This window comes from Caloramator sp. mosi_1 (assembly GCF_028622835.1).
Taxonomy (GTDB): domain Bacteria; phylum Bacillota; class Clostridia; order Clostridiales; family Caloramatoraceae; genus Thermobrachium.
Genome location: NZ_CP117677.1, coordinates 830,759 through 846,977 on the forward strand (window position 1 = coordinate 830,759; position 16,219 = coordinate 846,977).

The window sequence follows — 16,219 nt, forward strand, 5'->3', positions numbered from 1 at the left end:
TAAGGTGGAAATCCACCTTATTTTAAAACATAAACATCAACATATCTAACTCCCCAGGTTCTGTACTCACGGCTTCCTGGATTAAAATAAAGGTCAATCTTATTCCCCTTAATTGCACCACCTGTGTCTTCGGCTATAGCAAAACCATAGCCCGGTATATAAAGCTTTGTTCCAAGTGGTATTACTTTAGGATCAACTGCAACTGTACTATAACCATCTTCATCTCTTCTTGCAAATGTACCTGTTGCAGTTCTTCCAAATCCAGGACTTCCAGGCATTTTACCTGTATCTTCATAGCTTGAAGTATAACAGGTTGCTCTCATTCTAAACTTTTGAACATAAAATATCTTACTTTCACCTCTTGATATCCAAGCAAGAGTTCCATATGCTATAACCTTATTTACTGGAGCCTTTTTACATTTTGTGCTACGACTTGTCTTGTAATCTCTTTGCCATCTTCATATACTACCTTTGTTACAATTTCCTTTTCTCCATCTTGACCATCCTGAAGAACTTCGGTTGTCCCCTTTGCAAGGTTATTATTTGCCTTCCTTACTATTGTATAAGGAATTCTTTCTGTTGTTGTAATAATCTTTTCCTCTACCCTTGTTATTTTGATATTGGTTCCTTGTTCTACCTTAGATGTTAAAGATGGAGAAACCTTGTCCTTTTCATTTAGGACTATTCCTTCTTCCTGTAGTACGTCTTCTACCTTGTCTTGAGCAGTATTTACTGTTATTACCTTACCATCAAGCTGTATGGTAACTGGAACTGCTCTTTTTATATTTATAACCATATCATCTTCTACTTTGCTGTCAAGCCCAGGTGCAACCTTATCCTTGTCTCCTACATTAACATTACAAGATACTAAGACATCCTTAACCTTTACCTTAAAGGTAGCTACCTTAACAACTTCCTTACCATCTACAATTGTTACTGTTTTTTCTGATTGAACATAAAGAATTAAAAAGGTAACCACACAGGCGGTTAAAATGCCAAGAAACCTGGGATTTCCGACTATCCTAGTCTTTACCTTAGAGGTCAATTTGTACATATTAACACCTCCTTATGGGACCAGGGACAACTATCACATTATACACATTTCGACATAATTTGTCAAATGCCCCAGCTTCCCAAGCTGGAAAATTTTAAATGCCTATACTTGGCATACTATATATAAAAATTATGAACATAAATAATTGCATTTATACACTCTATTCCCAGCACGGAGGCAACTTGTTAATATTATATACAAAAATTTCAAAAATAAAACCTGAAAGTTAACTTTTTGTATTTCTTACAAAATTAATTTAAGGGCTTATATATTAAAAGCCCTTAAACCGTTGTTATATGTAGCCTCTTCGACCTTTTTATAATCAAGTCCCTTTATCTTTGCAATTTTATCTATTACATAAATTAAATATGAAGAGTCATTTCTCTTACCCCTATTAGGCTCTGGTGCCATATATGGGCAATCTGTTTCAACTAAAATATATTCAAGTGGTATATTTTGTACAACCTCTACTGTCTTTTTAGCATTTTTAAAGGTAACCACTCCTGTAAAACCTAAGAAATATCCAAGTTTTACAACTTCTTTTGCAAATTCATAGCTTCCTGAATAGCAGTGCAAAACTCCATTAACTCCCTTAAATTCCTTAATAATTTTTAATGTATCCTCGTGGGCATCTCTATCGTGAATTACAACTGGCTTATTTAATTGCTTTGCTAAATCCATCTGTTCTCTAAATAATCTCTTTTGTTTTTCCCTATCGTGGGGATAGTAATAATCAAGTCCTATTTCTCCAACTGCTACTATCTTGTTCTTTGAAAGTAAGTCTCCAACTATATTTAAATCATTCTTATTTTCTGCTTCGTGGGGATGAAGTCCTACAGCACCGTAGAAAAGTCATACTTTTGTACAAGTTCTACTGTATTAAAACATCCTTCAATACTTGCACCGCAGTTTAAAACAAGACCAACACCTGCTTTTTTAGTTTATCAATAACCTCTTCTCTATCTTGATTGAAGGCTTCATCATCATAGTGTGCGTGTGTATCGAATATCAAGTTATCACTCCTTACTTAACTTGTGCACCAACTTCAATGTCACCGTCAACTGTAGCAAGAACAAGTTTTTCCTTATCTGAAGTTGAAGCTGCTAAAATCATTCCGTAGGAATCAACTCCTCTTAACTTAACAGGCTTTAGGTTTGCAACTAATATTACATTTTTCCCTATAAGTTCTTCAGGCTTAAAGTGCTTTGCTATACCAGAGACAACCTGTCTTTGTTCTCCACCTAAATCAACCTTTAGTTTAAGTAGTTTGTCTGCTCCTTCTATTTTTTCACACTCTAAAACCTTTGCAACTCTTAAATCTATTTTTGAGAAATCATCGATTGTTATTTCACTCTTTATAGGTTCCATCTTCTTTTCCTCCTTCTTTTCTTCCTTTTTATTTAATTTTTCAAATTCCTCAAGCTTCTTTGCAACATCTATTCTTGGGAATAGTAGCTCTCCTCTTTTACCTTTGTTCCGCTGTTTATATTACCAAAAGTCTTTATAGAATCCCAAGTTAAGTCTTCAAAATTAAATTGAATTTTAATCTTTTCTGCTGTATCAGGCATAAATGGTTGTAATAGAGTTGTAACAAATCTTATTGACTCTGATAAGTTGTATAAAACTTCCTTAAGTCTCTCCTTGTTATTTTCATCCTTTGCAAGAACCCAAGGCATTGTTTCATCTATATATTTATTTGCTCTTGATATTAACTTCCATATTTCGTCCATAGCATCGCTTATTCTATATTTGTTCATAAGTTCTTCAACTTTGCTTGGAGTTTCTAATGCAAGAGTCTTTAATTCATCATCATATTCTCCTTCTTGTCCTCTTGAAACTTCTCCATCAAAGTACTTTTCAACCATTGTTAGTGTTCTTGATACAAGGTTACCTAAGTCATTTGCAAGGTCTGAATTTATTCTCTTTATGAACATTTCATTTGTAAATTGTCCATCTTGACCAAAGGGTATTTCTCTTAAAAGATAATATCTTACTGCATCAACACCAAAATGTTCTGTAAGAACAACAGGGTCTACAACATTTCCCTTAGACTTTGACATCTTTCCGCCATCAACAAGTAGCCATCCGTGTCCAAACACCTGCTTTGGAAGTGGTAGATCAAGTGCCATTAGCATTATTGGCCATATTATTGTGTGGAATCTTATAATGTCCTTACCAACCAAGTGAACATCTGCTGGCCAATACTTTTTATATAATGTGTCGTCTTGGCTTCCATATCCTAATGCAGTTATGTAGTTTGCAAGGGCATCTATCCAAACATATACAACGTGTTTTGGATCAAACTCAACAGGAACTCCCCAAGTAAAGGATGTTCTTGAAACGCACAAATCTTCAAGTCCTGGTTTTAAGAAGTTATTTATCATTTCATTTTTTCTACTTTCAGGTTGTATAAACTCTGGATGTTCTTCTATGTATTTTAATAGTCTATCTTGATACTTTGAAAGTTTAAAGAAATATGCCTCTTCTTTTGTCCACTCTACATCTCTTCCACAGTCTGGGCACTTACCATCCTTAAGCTGTGTTTCTGTAAAGAAGGATTCACAAGGTGTACAGTACCATCCCTCATAATACCCCTTATATATATCTCCCTTATCATACAGCTTTTTAAATATAAACTGAACTGCTCTTTCGTGACAATCATCTGTTGTTCTTATAAATTTATCATAGGATATGTTCATAGTCTTCCAAAGCTCTTTTATTGACGCAACAATCTTATCAACGTACTCTTTTGGAGTAACACCATTTTTTCTGCTATTCTTTGTATCTTTTGTCCGTGTTCATCAGTTCCTGTTAAAAACATAACATCATATCCTGTTAATCTTTTAAACCTTGCCAGTGCATCTGCTGCAACAGTTGTATAGGTATTTCCTATGTGTAGTTTATCACTTGGATAATAAATTGGGGTTGTAATGTAAAATCTCTTGTTTTCCATACTCTTCTCTCCCTTCTTTTATCTTTTATGTTAGTATTTGTTTTTCTATTTTAAATAAAAATATAAAAAATAAACCTCACCCCATATAGGGGCGAGGTATCGCGGTACCACCCTACTTCGCCTTACGGCCTTAATTTGGATAACGGCAATGCCGCAACAGCCTACATATCGACTGCTGTGCTCCAGAGCCATCTTCACATAACCCTATGCCGCTGGCTTTCACCTACCCCAGCTCTCTTTGACACGGTATTATGCTACTCTCTCCTTCAAAGCATTTAACATTATTAAGTCTAATGTACAAAATTTGATAGTTTTTGTCAAGACCACAAAGACAGTATTCTGTTTATCATTAATAAATATTTATTTTGTTTATAAACCTCAATTCTGTAAGAATGTCCCATCACGTCATCTTTTCCTATTGATTTTACGACAATTTCATCCCTTCCATCTCCATCTATATCACATACTTCCTCAACTATTCTAACCATATAGGAATACCTTCTTGCAGGTCTTTTCCCAAAATTATATTTAATTCTAAAATTATTATTTAAAACTTCAAAGACTTGAATATTTCCTACCTTAAACATCATATTATTCCTTCCAACATTGTTTATTAAATATCCTCCATCAAATTTAAAAATATTTGTAATGTCTCTTTTTTGATTTGTCTTTTATATTTATATACAAACTTACCATCTTTAAATTCATATTTATATATATTTGTTTTATTTTCACCCTTAGATAAAATAATTATTCCATCCTCTATCATAAAGGCAGATGGTATAATATCCTCTCCTATTTTACCAAAAACATTAAATTTAATTGGCCCTTATCTAATTTATATATTTCAACATCTGCATTTCTATTTAAAATTAATATTTCATCTAATCCATCCTTATCTAAATCCCCTGTCTTTACGTTTACAACATCCCTATTTTTATACTACTTCTTGCCTTAATGTCCCCCAGTTTGAAAATATAACAATTTCTCCCTTTGGTGTTACTGCACAAAAACTACTTTCATTTTTATAATTTACACTTTCTATAAATTGTATGGGAAAGTCAACTTTAAATTTAAACTCCCTATAAGCTCATTTCCATTTTTGTTTAGCCTATATACTTCAGTATATTTTAGCTTGTTTGATATTCTGTATATTACCTTTTTCCTGCTTCATCAATTATAGCTGTGTATCTTCTTCCTACAGTTTTAAGATACAACTCCTCTTGAGATAAACTTAAAAGATTATCTCCTTCAAAACTTTGAAAATATTCATCAGAAACAACATATTTTTTAATCCAAATTGCCCTACTTCATCTAACAAAAATCTCGATGTACCTTTTAAAAAGAAAATATTAATAAAACATATGTAATATAAAGTATTATCTTATTAGTACCAGCATCTTCTGTATTTTTATCCACATAGTCCACATAGGTTCCTGAGGATATATCGTGAAAGGTTCTAAGCCTTTTATCAAACAATGCATAGATATATCCTATGTAAAAAACACAAGATGCCAATCTAAATATTTCTCTCTTTAAAGCAATTTTAAAGGAATACTTAGAAAGTTTTATTTTTAAAAGCATCATACCTAAGGTTTTACCGTATTTAGCTTGAGTAAATACTCTATATATAAACAAAACAATTAGGGCTAATAGGTATGAAAGTACACCAAGTTGTGAAAATACCAAATAAACTAAAAGAAATACACTCCAATCAATCAAAAGCAGCAGAGCGGGAAACAATAAGTAAAATCTTTTCCATACTAACACCTCATACTTATTTTCCCCGCTTCTTTATTTTTTAAGCCTCTTTATAAATCACTCTATTTCTACCAGAATTTTTAGCATTATATAGGGCTTCATCTGCTAAATCTATTGAATAATCTATATTGTTTTTGTATTTTGTCACACCTATGCTTATGGTAAACTTTATATTAAAATTATCCTCTTGATATACAAAGGACTCTACCCTTTTTCTTATTCTTTCAGCTATATTTAATACATCTCTTTTACCTACACCTGTAATAACTAATAAAAATTCTTCTCCTCCAAATCTTATAGCATAGTCTCCTTCTCTAATGTTCTGTTTTAAGATATTTGATAATGCTCTTAAAACTTTATCTCCAACCAGATGTCCGTATGTGTCATTTATCCTTTTAAAGTAGTCTATATCTGCCATCATAAAATATGTGTCAACGTTATCCTCTTCAAGCTTAGATGAAAGTTGTTCTGTTAAAAATCTTTTGTTATATAGACCAGTCAAAGAATCCATATTAACTTTATCATTTAAATCGATTTTATCGTTATTTAATCTTTCAATTATTTCATTGAATCTGTTTTTAAACACTTCGACTTCTTCTATATTATCAAGCATACTGTCTGCACTTTTTATTCTTGTTAAAGTTGTTATACTAACTATTACCCTATTTATATATTTATTTATGGATTCAGATATTATATAAGCAAATACTATTGCCATAACAACTGTTAAAAAGAAGTAGAGGGCAACCTTTTAAATAAGTCATTTAAAAACTCATTTCTTATATCCTGTCTATCTATTGTAACAATCATATTAAAATCTGTGTTCTTTATTGTTTCTCTCAAGTCTTCCCTATATTTTTCTTCCTGTTTTGACATATTTAATAATTTTTGCCAAAGCTGTCTTGTATAATAATATTTCCTAAACCTACTAAATTAAAATCCTCTAAAACATAATCAAACTTCTTTGAATCAATATATCCAACAACTACTCCATACCTTTCTTCTTCCCTAAAGGGAGCTGAAAAGCATACATAATCTACCCCATCTTCTTCAATTAATGTACAAAAACTGCCTTTGTCAAATAATAGACTTTCCTTAAAATTCAGGTTTTGATATTCCTTATACAGAGAATAACTTTTTGTAACTTCTATCATCCAACCATTTTTATCTATATATTTAAGCTTTGTATATTCTTCTCTTGTAGATAAAAATCTTCTTAAAAGGCCCTGTATCTCTTCCTTTTGATAGGTCTTTAAATTATCAGAATTTGCAAGTAACCTCATATCATTTATATTCATTTCAACAAAAGTTTCAAGATATCTCTTGTTTCTATTTAATATCTCCTTTAAATTTTTTTCGTCATTATCAGTAAAAGTATTGGTTATTGATAAAAGAAAAGTAGATGAGAACATAATTAGCGGAAGTAATGAAATAGCTAATAAGAACATCGTTATAACTACCTTTAATTTCTTAAACATTTTAACCCACCCTTAACCTTTGTTAATATATCCAAAAACTTGTTAATTTGATTCTTCAATCTACTAAACTCATAAACTTTATAAAAAATATGTTTTTGCCCTCTATTATCTTATTATTTTCTACTGAATCTAATATTTCCTTAATTGCTTCTTGTACTTGGTTTGCTATATAGTTTGCAATTGGTATTATGGATATAATTATGAAGATCAAAAACACGATAATTTTCAAAAGTATATTTTTGTAGAGTATATCTTTAAAATATTGATTGTTTATATTAGCAACCAAAGTCCAATCAGAGTGTTCTATTGGTAACATTATATCTGCATCGTCATTAAAAATTTTGTCTGCCTTCTTTATCAAAAACTTATCTCTGCTGTCCTTTATATATATTTCTGCAATTGCATCTAAATTTAAATTGTTAGTGAAAAAATCCACTGTATCCGTTGGCATATATGCAATACAAGTTGCATATACTTCTTGACCTATTAAAAAGTTTGATGCAAAACACAAATAATCTTTGTTGTCCTCTTCGTTTGTGTAAAAGGCAATATCTCCATTAGATAATGCATATTTATCAAAATAATCAAGCTGTGACTTTTGTATTCTCTTATTCTACCCTCTCTATGAACCTCTAAAACTTCACCACTTTTTTTATGAATTTCATCTTTTCAAAATCATTTCTTACATCCATTACCCTCTTGAAAACATCAATTATTTCTTCCCTCTTTAATGTCTTTACATCGTCTGAAGTAGCAACTAATTTAACATCCTTAATATTAACCTCCACAAACCTTTGGATATATTTTCTTTCCTTTTCGAGTACAGATTGTATATTCTTCTTATCATTTGATATGAAGAATTTAAATGTATTACTAAAAATAAAAATGAAAAAGTTAACAGAGGTACTAAAGATGAAATCATAATTAATACGATTACAAAAACCTTATGCTTTTTTTCATATACAAAACTCCTTGTATTACCTGTGTTTATTTATATTATATCAATTTCTTGTCAAAAAACATTAAAGTTGTCGTAAAATTTTAAAATATGATTTTAAATTTTAAAGGCAAAACATAGGCTCATAAATGAATAAAACATTTATGAGCCCAATGATATTATTAAGATTTTCTTACTACTACCTTCCTCTCCCATCTACCTGTTTTATAATAAATATAGTTTAGGCTACTTCCTACAACCCATCCGATTCCAATTGACCACCATACTCCTTCAATTCCTACATTCTTTGAAAGAATTTGTGCAAGAGGTACTCTAACTCCCCAAAGTGCAATTAGGCTTGTTATCATAGGAACCATTGTATCCCCTGCACCTCTTACGACACCAGATACTATAAACATAAAGGCAAAAGTAAAATAAAACATACCAACTATTTTTAAATAACCTATTCCAAAGGCAACCACTTCTTTTTAGAATTAAAAACGCCTATAAGAGGTCTTGCAAATATTATTGCAAGGGCTGCAATTATAATTGAAAGCAAAACTCCTATTAAAAGTGTTCCTCTAAAACCCTTTATAACTCTATCCTTCTTATTTGCACCTAAATTTTGGCCAGTAAAGGAGGATACCGCGGCACTTAAACTCATAATTGGCATAGACATAAAGGAATCTATTCTTCCAGCTGCACCAAAAGCGGCCATTGCATCTACTCCAAAAACATTTATTATTGAATTTAAAAACACCATAGCAAGTGAAACTAAAGTCTGCTGTATTCCCATTGGTATACCTATTTTAACTATTTTCTTTAATATATCTTTATCTAATTTTATAGTATCTAATTTAATTTCAAAAAGCTCGTGATTTTTGTTTATGTATTTTATACTAAATATAAAGGATACAGCCTGGGCTATAACTGTTGCAACAGCTGCCCCTACAACTCCAAGTTTAAATACAAAAATAAATATTGGGTCGAGTATTATGTTTATAACTGTTGCAATCATTAAAAAATATAGTGGAGTCTTTGAATCTCCCATACCTCTTAAAATAGCTGCAACTCCATTATATCCAAACATAAAAACCATACCTAAGAACATAATTATCAGGTATTTGTTTGCCTCATTTAAAATCTCATTTGGTGTATTTATTAATATTAATACAGGTTTTGAAACTAAAACTCCTAAAACCGTAACAACTACTGATGATATTAATAAAAAATATAAAGTTGTACTTATTGATTTTTTACATTTTCATAATCCTTTGCTCCAAAGTATTGGGAAATAATAATACTGCTTCCCATAGTTATCCCCATAATCAGTGATATGAGCATAAATAAAATAGGAAAACTTACTGTTACTGCTGCAAGCCCCTTTTCACCAACACCTTTACCAACCCATATACTGTCTACAGTATTATATAGGGTTTGAAGAAGGTTTCCTAAAAGCATAGGTATTGCAAAATATATTATCTGCTTAATTTCATTTCCCTTTGTCAAATCCCTCACTCTATCTCCTCCTTTGTACGTTTATATTATATATCAAAATATTAAGCTAATGTAATATTGAATATAAAGAATTAGTTCTGTCTACCGAAATATCCATATAAAATTACAAACAATAATACAGCTTAATATATGTGCAATTAGTGCAACTATTAAGGCGTGCCTTATTTTCTTAACTCCAACACTCCCAAAATACAAAGAAATTGTATAGAAGATTGTCTCACTTGAGCCCATTATAAGAGCGGCAATAAGACCCTCTGTTGAATCTACTCCATAGGTCTTCATTATATCTGTCATAACCGATATAGCTCCACTTCCAGATAAAGGTTTTATTAAAATCATAGGAACAACACCTGATGGTATATTAAGAAGATTATTTAAGGGGGCTAAAAACTTAATGAGTAAATCCAGTGCACCTGAACGCCTAAATACATCTATTGCAAATATCATTGTTAATAGATATGGTGCTATGTTAAAAACTGTTTTAAATCCTTCCTTTGCACCATCTACAAAAACCTCATATACTTTAACTCCCTTAATTATTGAATAAACAAGCACAAACAAAATAAAGGCAGGAACAAAATATATTGAAATCATTTAAACCACCTTCTAAAGATTAATTCAAGCACTAATGCTATAAATAAAGTTAAAATGCTTACTGCTATTGTAGGCCCTATTATACTTGATGGAGAAGAAGAACCTAAGTTAGCTCTTATTGATATTACCGTTGCAGGAATTAGTTGTATACACGCACTGTTTATAATAATGAATTTAATCATATAGTCTGATGCAGTATCCTTTTTATTGTTTATTTTCTGTAATTCCTCCATAGCTTTAATTCCAAAGGGAGTTGCTGCATTAGAAAGGCCCAGCATATTGCTTGCCAAATTCATTACTATATAGTAAAGTGCCCTTTTATTTTTAGACTCTAAATGTGGAAAAAGAATCTTCATAGGAAGTCTAAGTGCCGCATAAAATAATTCTATAAGTCCTGATTTTTCACAAAGCTTCATAATGCCCGACCATATAGCCATAATACCTAAAAGGCTTATACACAGCTTAACAGAGCTTTCTGCTGATTGTGCAATTATATTGGTGAAATCAATTGGTGTGCTGATAAAACTGACTAATATACCTAATAAAATCATTAAGAACCATATAATATTAACCATTTTCTTCTCCTACAAATTATTCTCCTTAAAAATATATACGAATCTTAACAAAATTAGTATTTATTTTTATTGACAAAAATTTTGACTTATCTTAAAATTAACATAACATTAACCACCATTTACATAGGCTATGTTAATATATAATTAGAAACCTCAAAAATTTATGGGGGTGGTGTAAATGATTTTAAAACCAATGGAAGTTAAAAATCTAAAGAGAGGAAAATGGATTGACGTTGAAGTATCTGAAGGAGACGTGCGAGTTCTTCGTAGAAATTACTGCGGTGTTTATGAATTATTTCACAGGGATAATCCAAGAAAAATAGAATACTTTGAAGACCTTCAACTTTTTAAGATTAGATATGGAACACTCATAAAAAATTCCCACTTATAAACATATCAAAACAGAGACTTGAAATATACAAAGTAGCAGAACATCTTGATCTTTCCTCGCTTCTAAAATGGTTTTCCACATACGGTATGGTTAAGTTAAAAAAATCAATAAATATAGATGGTATTAAAATCGATTATTATATATGGTCATCAGATGCAGACACCTGCAACTGTGAGTTCCAAATAGTTACAAGCAAGGATGAATATACCATAAACATATCTAAAGAGCCCTATGAAAGAATAAAACGAGCATCATAATAGTAAAATACGCCCAATGAAGTTTTATAGCTTCACTGGGCGTACCTATTTATTTGTAGCTTTTTATAAATTCAATAGCCTCTTCCTTAGAGTTTATTTTATTTCTAAATATTAGTTCATTTGCCTTTTCTAATATTTCACCAACCTTAGGGCCTTTGATATTTAGTATATTGCATATATCTTCTCCAGAAATAAAACTATTTTTCTTATTCATATACTCATAATATCTATCTATTAGAGATAACACAAATTCAAAATACTTATCGCTTTCACCATTTTCATCAAGTAGACTCCTTGTGGCAAGTACGTCATACAGGGATGCTATTAATACGCAGGGTAAATTTAAACTAAAATCCTTTATTAACTTATAAAGTGCCTTTTCACTTGCACCCTGTTTAAAAAGACCAAGTATCCTCATATGCCCCTTTATAACAGACTTAATTAGTACTGACTTTGCATTTGACATAGGTAATCTACTAAGTATTGAGTTGAATTCTTCTATTCCTGTAACATCGTGTCCCTTAAAGGTTATTTTGCCTTCTATATCTTTAAAGGCCTTTACCTTGCCGATATCGTGAAGGAGAATTGCAAGTTTTAAAACTTCTAATCTTTTAGAAGTACCTATATTTTCCTCAAGATACTCTTTTATTTTATTCCCCCATTTAGTGTTATAAAGTTCTTGATATCTGTCTTCAAAAACTTAAAGGCAAGAGTTGAGTGGGTATAAGCATCAACAAGATGATATTTACATTTACCTATCTTTTTCATTTCCTTCATAATAGGAAATATTTTTTCAATAACTCCTATATCATCTAACATCTGTAAATACTCGTAGCTGTTTTTAAACCTCAGTATTTTAAATAACTCATCAACTATTCTTTCACCCTTTATATCTTCTATATATTCTACATCTCTTTTAAATAATCTTATAGTATCATCATCTATATTAAAATCAAGTTCTCCCTTTAATCTATATGCCCTTAAAATTCTTAAAGCATCGTCCTTTATTATATTTTCAGAGGTGTGTTTTATTATTCTTTTTTAATATCTTGAATACCTCCAAGTACGTCTATATATTCCTCTTTGACTAAATCATAGGCTATAGCATTTATGGTAAAGTCTCTATTTTTTAAATCTTCTTCTATATTATCTCCCTTAAAATTTGAAAAATCAAATACCAAACCATCTACAACTACCCTATAAACATCATCGTGTAGCTTTATCAGTTTACCCTCTATTCTTTCACTAAAATATTCTGCAACCTCTCTATAGCAGGAGGATGCAAAATCATAGTCCTGAAGGTCTCTATTTATTAATAAATCCCTTACAGCACCACCAACAAGATATATAGGAATACATCTTTCCCTACAGTACTGCTTTATTACATCTAAATACATCATAATCATCTCCTACTTTCTGTCATAGTATTCTCCTAAAAATGCACTGTTTTTGTTATAAAACCTCTTTTGGTTAATTCATCTAAATAAAACTTTAAATCCTCTATATCCTTTATTTTTTCCCTATTTACCTTAGATAATATGTTTAAATAGTCAGTTGAATAAATTGGTAAATATTTTTCAATTTCTTGGTATACTTCTTCATATTTCTTGTCTCTAAAACTAAGAAGTTCGTCAAATGGATTTTGAGTATGACTGGTGGTTGTATGGGAGAGTCTTATTCTAACTGGGACTGTTCTTCCAAACAGTGCAGAGGAAATAAAAACATCTCCACTTCTTAGATAAGGTAATCTTTTTGCCTCTTCATTTGTTATGTCAGTCTCTTCTTTAATAGTTGCAATATCCGATGCCCTTACAGTTCTAAACACAAGTTTTGTGTTTAACTGTGCTGTAACTGTTTCATCAAGAAGTGTTGGACGTTGTGTTGCAAGAATTAAAAACACTCCATACTTTCTTCCTTCCTGTGCAATTTCCTTAATTATAGATTTTGAAGGAGTATCATAACCCTTTGGTGCAAAATTGTGACTCTCATCAAAGGCTATTATAAAGGGAGGGAAAAAGTCCTTTTGTTCACCTCTTTGCACCCAATCTCTATATTCCCTTCTTTTGTGATATATATTTGAAATCAAGTAAGTTGAAAAACGTTCAAAAGCTTAATAGGGCCTTGTACAACTGCGAGTTTTCCTTCCTTTAAGCATTTCTCAACCCTTGTTATATCATTTGTAAAGATACCATCCTTATATAACCTTTGTAATCTCCATAATACTCCATTTACTGACTGAGGTGGTAAACTTCCAAACTCCCTATATACCTCAAGCATTTCATCAAACCTACTTGCATCCATATCATCATCACATTTTGCCTTTCTATCCTGTATTTTCTTTTCACTTCCTATTTCAAAGGCTTCCTTTAACAAAGACAATCTTCTTTCAAAGGAAAAGTACGTATCTCTATTTTTATGAACCTGTTCAATTACATTAGTCATAGAATCCGTCAAGGTACCTGCAGAGGCTGCACCAATCAAGTTTATCAAATCTCGCGTAGTTAAGTTGTCAAACTTTACCCCTACCGCCTTTCCTATCTCTAAGCATTCAAATCTATCTTTAAAGTCATATTGATATTTAGCATCAACATCCTTTTGATTTTCCTTAAAATTCATTTCAAAATGAGGGTCAAGCACAACTGTGGGTATGTTTTTCTTCATAAGTTCCTCTAATATAACTCTAAGCCCAAAGGATTTACCAGAACCCGAACCTCCAAATATACCAATATGCGGATATTGTTGCATTGATGCAATATCGAATATAAAGGGAACTCCGTTTTGCTCTATTATCCTACCATCCTGAAACAATAAAAATTTATCCTTAAGCTCCTCATCCATTGTTTCATATAGTTCTTCAGAACTTTTTATTATACCAAGAACAAGCCCCGATTCAAGTTTTGACTTTAAAAGCAGATCCTTAACCTCATCAAAGTTTGGTACTCTAACTTCAGAACCTACCTGTATCGGATATTCAGCCTCCACCATAAGTCTTACCTTTGCTATATAAAGCGTGTTATCATCTATACTGTAGCCTAATGCCTTCAATGATGAAATCACACTTTTATCCACAAAATCCCCATTTATGTCAAGAGGAATAAACCTGTTATAGGCACTTGTCTCTACAACTTCTGCCCTTAAGAGTCCCTGTCTTTCGTCATTTATAACAAGTATTTGATTTATTTTAAATGGTACTTTATCTGAAACAACAAATACTTCCTGCTGATTAGTAATTCCAACAACCTGCACAATTAATACCCCCTCTTATTTCTTTTTGGATTAAAGTATACTTCAATCACTTGCCTATCTAAATATCCATCTATTAAGGCCTTTAGCTTTTCATCTGTAATTTTTGTTTCAATATCAACTAAATCAATAAAGTATGGAATTCCCTAGATTTACTAAAGGTTAGTGAATATACAATACTTAATATATCTTTTGATAAGGTCTCCTGCTCCTTTAAAAATCAATTCCTATAACCTGTGGATCATCTGAAAATCTTGCATAAAAGCTTTTTATTCCACTTTCCGTTTTTCTTGTTTTTATTTCTTTTTTAAATATAAATACTCTCCTATACTTAACATATTAAAAGAATTTCCCTATCGTATAAAACCTCCTCATTAAGTTGTCCATCATTTTTAAGTATCTCACCTATATCCTTTGTTTTTACTTCTTCTGTTATTCCGACTATTACTTTATTTTTAGATAAAGCAGCATCTTTTAAACTATCCCACTCATTAGGGCAATCAATTTTATAATGTAATAGCGAACCATCCATAAATATTATTTTAGAATTACATTCTTCTACAGCCCTCATTGCCACCTCTATTTCCATTTTAGACATCGTTGCTCTTCTTTTATTGCATCCTCCTCCTGAGTCATATCATCCTCTAATAAAGGTGTATAAATGTCTTCTCTTTCTGCCTTAAATCCCTTTGTACCAAGAGCAACTGCTCTAATCAAGGAAACATAGTGGGGATACAATCCGCCATAATTGTTTATGCTCCCATCTACAGAAACTATACCTTTATCATCAGTTATTTCCCTTATTTGCTGTTCATTTAGTTTTACTGCTTCTTTTATACCTACAATATCGTTATTTATCAAGTATTCTCTTATACTTTTTCTATTTAATTCATTATTTTTACTGCATAAAATTGAATTTAGTTTTTGTAGTTTTTCCTTTAATTCCTCTAACATTTTATTTCACCTCGTAAATTATTCTACACTAAATTCATAATATTTGAAATAAGGGACAAAATATAGGTAAGAGCTTACCTAATTGTTAATTAAATTATTTTATTAAATTTATTAGAAAATTTAAGTTAAAGTTATTGACTTTTAATGGTAACTTTGTTATTATCTAATTAAGAAATGTCGAAGATTGTTGAAGGAGGTAGTACATATGAAGTCCACAGGAGTAGTTAGAAGAGTAGACGAACTTGGTAGAGTAGTTATTCCAATCGAACTTAGAAGAACACTTGACATAGCTGAAAAGGATGCTCTTGAAATTTATGTTGACGGAGAAATGATAATCCTTAAGAAATATCAACCAGCTTGCATATTCTGCGGAGATGCAAGAGATGTTGTTAATTTTAAGGGAAAGAATATCTGCAAAAACTGCTTATCAGAAATAAAGGCTGAATAATAAAGTTAGCCACCCAAGTGAATGTGTTTTACAGTATTTGGTTCTATTCACTTTCA

The 16,219-nt window shown here is 31.1% G+C and carries 22 protein-coding genes, 4 pseudogenes and 1 other annotated feature; of the genes and pseudogenes, 3 read left to right on the forward strand and 23 right to left on the reverse strand.

The window, feature by feature from the left end; all coding sequences use genetic code 11:
* Nucleotides 1–17: 17 nt before the first annotated feature.
* From PL321_RS05890 to PL321_RS05970, 15 genes and pseudogenes are all read right to left on the reverse strand, one after another.
* A complete protein-coding gene (locus PL321_RS05890) occupies nucleotides 18–323 on the reverse strand; it encodes a 3D domain-containing protein (RefSeq protein WP_273963833.1) in 306 nt (101 codons plus the stop codon).
* Between the two features lie 77 nt (nucleotides 324–400).
* Nucleotides 401–1,054 carry a ubiquitin-like domain-containing protein gene (locus tag PL321_RS05895; protein WP_273963834.1) on the reverse strand — a complete coding sequence of 218 codons (654 nt, stop codon included), beginning with the start codon at nucleotides 1,052–1,054 and terminating at the stop codon, nucleotides 401–403.
* A 264-nt stretch (nucleotides 1,055–1,318) separates the two neighbouring features.
* Nucleotides 1,319–2,066: pseudogene (locus PL321_RS05900) on the reverse strand (TatD family hydrolase).
* Nucleotides 2,067–2,077: 11 nt separating this feature from the next.
* A pseudogene (metG, locus tag PL321_RS05905) lies at nucleotides 2,078–4,007 on the reverse strand (methionine--tRNA ligase).
* A gap of 84 nt (nucleotides 4,008–4,091) precedes the next feature.
* Nucleotides 4,092–4,286, reverse strand: a binding site (T-box leader).
* Nucleotides 4,287–4,324: 38 nt separating this feature from the next.
* The gene (locus PL321_RS05910) at nucleotides 4,325–4,597 is read right to left on the reverse strand and encodes a hypothetical protein (protein WP_273963835.1); all 273 of its coding nucleotides are present in this window, start codon (nucleotides 4,595–4,597) and stop codon (nucleotides 4,325–4,327) included.
* Between the two features lie 23 nt (nucleotides 4,598–4,620).
* On the reverse strand, nucleotides 4,621–4,776 hold the full coding sequence (locus PL321_RS05915) for a hypothetical protein (RefSeq protein WP_273963836.1): 156 nt from the start codon (nucleotides 4,774–4,776) through the stop codon (nucleotides 4,621–4,623).
* Between the two features lie 569 nt (nucleotides 4,777–5,345).
* Nucleotides 5,346–5,729 carry an RDD family protein gene (locus PL321_RS05920; RefSeq protein ID WP_273963837.1) on the reverse strand — a complete coding sequence of 128 codons (384 nt, stop codon included), beginning with the start codon at nucleotides 5,727–5,729 and terminating at the stop codon, nucleotides 5,346–5,348.
* Between the two features lie 79 nt (nucleotides 5,730–5,808).
* Nucleotides 5,809–6,486, reverse strand: a complete 678-nt coding sequence (locus PL321_RS05925; RefSeq protein ID WP_273963838.1) for a GGDEF domain-containing protein — start codon at nucleotides 6,484–6,486, stop codon at nucleotides 5,809–5,811.
* Between the two features lie 8 nt (nucleotides 6,487–6,494).
* Nucleotides 6,495–6,644, reverse strand: a complete 150-nt coding sequence (locus PL321_RS05930) for a hypothetical protein (protein ID WP_273963839.1) — start codon at nucleotides 6,642–6,644, stop codon at nucleotides 6,495–6,497.
* 2 nt (nucleotides 6,645–6,646) lie between these two features.
* Complete coding sequence (locus tag PL321_RS05935) at nucleotides 6,647–7,246, reverse strand: hypothetical protein (RefSeq protein ID WP_273963840.1); 600 nt, start codon at nucleotides 7,244–7,246, stop codon at nucleotides 6,647–6,649.
* Nucleotides 7,247–7,301: 55 nt separating this feature from the next.
* Nucleotides 7,302–7,757, reverse strand: a complete 456-nt coding sequence (locus PL321_RS05940; RefSeq protein WP_273963842.1) for a hypothetical protein — start codon at nucleotides 7,755–7,757, stop codon at nucleotides 7,302–7,304.
* A gap of 121 nt (nucleotides 7,758–7,878) precedes the next feature.
* The gene (locus PL321_RS05945) at nucleotides 7,879–8,034 is read right to left on the reverse strand and encodes a hypothetical protein (protein WP_273963843.1); all 156 of its coding nucleotides are present in this window, start codon (nucleotides 8,032–8,034) and stop codon (nucleotides 7,879–7,881) included.
* 331 nt (nucleotides 8,035–8,365) lie between these two features.
* Nucleotides 8,366–9,644: pseudogene (locus PL321_RS21070) on the reverse strand (MATE family efflux transporter).
* Nucleotides 9,645–9,782: 138 nt separating this feature from the next.
* Nucleotides 9,783–10,295, reverse strand: coding sequence for a spore maturation protein (locus PL321_RS05965; protein WP_273963847.1), 513 nt, complete (start codon nucleotides 10,293–10,295; stop codon nucleotides 9,783–9,785).
* On the reverse strand, nucleotides 10,292–10,870 hold the full coding sequence (locus PL321_RS05970; RefSeq protein ID WP_273963848.1) for a nucleoside recognition domain-containing protein: 579 nt from the start codon (nucleotides 10,868–10,870) through the stop codon (nucleotides 10,292–10,294). The genes PL321_RS05965 and PL321_RS05970 overlap by 4 nt, the downstream gene beginning before the upstream one ends.
* Nucleotides 10,871–11,048: 178 nt before the next feature.
* On the opposite strand from PL321_RS05970, the gene PL321_RS05975 reads away from it, so the two are divergent.
* Together PL321_RS05975 and PL321_RS05980 are read left to right on the forward strand one after the other, a co-directional pair.
* Complete coding sequence (locus PL321_RS05975; protein ID WP_273963849.1) at nucleotides 11,049–11,261, forward strand: hypothetical protein; 213 nt, start codon at nucleotides 11,049–11,051, stop codon at nucleotides 11,259–11,261.
* Nucleotides 11,262–11,347: 86 nt separating this feature from the next.
* The gene (locus PL321_RS05980) at nucleotides 11,348–11,518 is read left to right on the forward strand and encodes a hypothetical protein (RefSeq protein ID WP_273963850.1); all 171 of its coding nucleotides are present in this window, start codon (nucleotides 11,348–11,350) and stop codon (nucleotides 11,516–11,518) included.
* 49 nt (nucleotides 11,519–11,567) lie between these two features.
* Here the strand turns inward: PL321_RS05980 and PL321_RS05985 are convergent, their stop codons facing one another.
* The 8 genes and pseudogenes from PL321_RS05985 to PL321_RS06015 all read right to left on the reverse strand — a co-directional run bounded on the left by PL321_RS05985 (nucleotide 11,568) and on the right by PL321_RS06015 (nucleotide 15,715).
* Entirely contained in the window at nucleotides 11,568–11,984 is a 417-nt protein-coding gene (locus PL321_RS05985; RefSeq protein WP_273963851.1) for a hypothetical protein, read from the reverse strand.
* Nucleotides 11,985–11,987: 3 nt separating this feature from the next.
* Nucleotides 11,988–12,167, reverse strand: a pseudogene (locus tag PL321_RS21075) (HDIG domain-containing metalloprotein); the annotation flags it as partial.
* Nucleotides 12,164–12,553 carry a hypothetical protein gene (locus PL321_RS05990; RefSeq protein WP_337961098.1) on the reverse strand — a complete coding sequence of 130 codons (390 nt, stop codon included), beginning with the start codon at nucleotides 12,551–12,553 and terminating at the stop codon, nucleotides 12,164–12,166. The gene PL321_RS05990 and the pseudogene PL321_RS21075, both read right to left, overlap by 4 nt.
* The gene (locus PL321_RS05995) at nucleotides 12,550–12,918 is read right to left on the reverse strand and encodes a hypothetical protein (protein ID WP_273963853.1); all 369 of its coding nucleotides are present in this window, start codon (nucleotides 12,916–12,918) and stop codon (nucleotides 12,550–12,552) included. Before PL321_RS05995 ends, PL321_RS05990 begins: the two co-directional genes overlap by 4 nt.
* Nucleotides 12,919–12,950: 32 nt before the next feature.
* The gene (locus tag PL321_RS06000) at nucleotides 12,951–13,559 is read right to left on the reverse strand and encodes an ATP-binding protein (RefSeq protein ID WP_273963854.1); all 609 of its coding nucleotides are present in this window, start codon (nucleotides 13,557–13,559) and stop codon (nucleotides 12,951–12,953) included.
* A gap of 41 nt (nucleotides 13,560–13,600) precedes the next feature.
* Nucleotides 13,601–14,764, reverse strand: coding sequence for a helicase HerA domain-containing protein (locus PL321_RS06005; protein ID WP_273963855.1), 1,164 nt, complete (start codon nucleotides 14,762–14,764; stop codon nucleotides 13,601–13,603).
* Between the two features lie 328 nt (nucleotides 14,765–15,092).
* A complete protein-coding gene (locus tag PL321_RS06010; protein WP_273963856.1) occupies nucleotides 15,093–15,359 on the reverse strand; it encodes a DNA double-strand break repair nuclease NurA in 267 nt (88 codons plus the stop codon).
* Nucleotides 15,341–15,715, reverse strand: coding sequence for a hypothetical protein (locus PL321_RS06015; protein ID WP_273963857.1), 375 nt, complete (start codon nucleotides 15,713–15,715; stop codon nucleotides 15,341–15,343). The genes PL321_RS06010 and PL321_RS06015 overlap by 19 nt, the downstream gene beginning before the upstream one ends.
* A gap of 205 nt (nucleotides 15,716–15,920) precedes the next feature.
* Here PL321_RS06015 and PL321_RS06020 point away from each other — a divergent pair, with 205 nt between their 5' ends.
* A complete protein-coding gene (locus tag PL321_RS06020; protein ID WP_273963858.1) occupies nucleotides 15,921–16,163 on the forward strand; it encodes an AbrB/MazE/SpoVT family DNA-binding domain-containing protein in 243 nt (80 codons plus the stop codon).
* Nucleotides 16,164–16,219 lie beyond the last annotated feature (56 nt).

What these genes read in the sequence shown, in the direction of transcription:
- PL321_RS05890 (WP_273963833.1), bottom strand. Translation starts at nt 323, where the DNA reads ATGAGAGCAACCTGTTATACTTCAAGCTATGAAGATACAGGTAAAATG.
- PL321_RS05895 (WP_273963834.1), bottom strand. Translation starts at nt 1,054, where the DNA reads ATGTACAAATTGACCTCTAAGGTAAAGACTAGGATAGTCGGAAATCCC.
- PL321_RS05910 (WP_273963835.1), bottom strand. Translation starts at nt 4,597, where the DNA reads ATGATGTTTAAGGTAGGAAATATTCAAGTCTTTGAAGTTTTAAATAAT.
- PL321_RS05915 (WP_273963836.1), bottom strand. Translation starts at nt 4,776, where the DNA reads ATGATAGAGGATGGAATAATTATTTTATCTAAGGGTGAAAATAAAACA.
- PL321_RS05925 (WP_273963838.1), bottom strand. Translation starts at nt 6,486, where the DNA reads ATGGCAATAGTATTTGCTTATATAATATCTGAATCCATAAATAAATAT.
- PL321_RS05930 (WP_273963839.1), bottom strand. Translation starts at nt 6,644, where the DNA reads ATGTCAAAACAGGAAGAAAAATATAGGGAAGACTTGAGAGAAACAATA.
- PL321_RS05935 (WP_273963840.1), bottom strand. Translation starts at nt 7,246, where the DNA reads ATGTTTAAGAAATTAAAGGTAGTTATAACGATGTTCTTATTAGCTATT.
- PL321_RS05965 (WP_273963847.1), bottom strand. Translation starts at nt 10,295, where the DNA reads ATGATTTCAATATATTTTGTTCCTGCCTTTATTTTGTTTGTGCTTGTT.
- PL321_RS05970 (WP_273963848.1), bottom strand. Translation starts at nt 10,870, where the DNA reads ATGGTTAATATTATATGGTTCTTAATGATTTTATTAGGTATATTAGTC.
- PL321_RS05975 (WP_273963849.1), top strand. Translation starts at nt 11,049, where the DNA reads ATGATTTTAAAACCAATGGAAGTTAAAAATCTAAAGAGAGGAAAATGG.
- PL321_RS05980 (WP_273963850.1), top strand. Translation starts at nt 11,348, where the DNA reads ATGGTTAAGTTAAAAAAATCAATAAATATAGATGGTATTAAAATCGAT.
- PL321_RS05985 (WP_273963851.1), bottom strand. Translation starts at nt 11,984, where the DNA reads ATGTCAAATGCAAAGTCAGTACTAATTAAGTCTGTTATAAAGGGGCAT.
- PL321_RS05995 (WP_273963853.1), bottom strand. Translation starts at nt 12,918, where the DNA reads ATGATGTATTTAGATGTAATAAAGCAGTACTGTAGGGAAAGATGTATT.
- PL321_RS06010 (WP_273963856.1), bottom strand. Translation starts at nt 15,359, where the DNA reads ATGTCTAAAATGGAAATAGAGGTGGCAATGAGGGCTGTAGAAGAATGT.
- PL321_RS06015 (WP_273963857.1), bottom strand. Translation starts at nt 15,715, where the DNA reads ATGTTAGAGGAATTAAAGGAAAAACTACAAAAACTAAATTCAATTTTA.
- PL321_RS06020 (WP_273963858.1), top strand. Translation starts at nt 15,921, where the DNA reads ATGAAGTCCACAGGAGTAGTTAGAAGAGTAGACGAACTTGGTAGAGTA.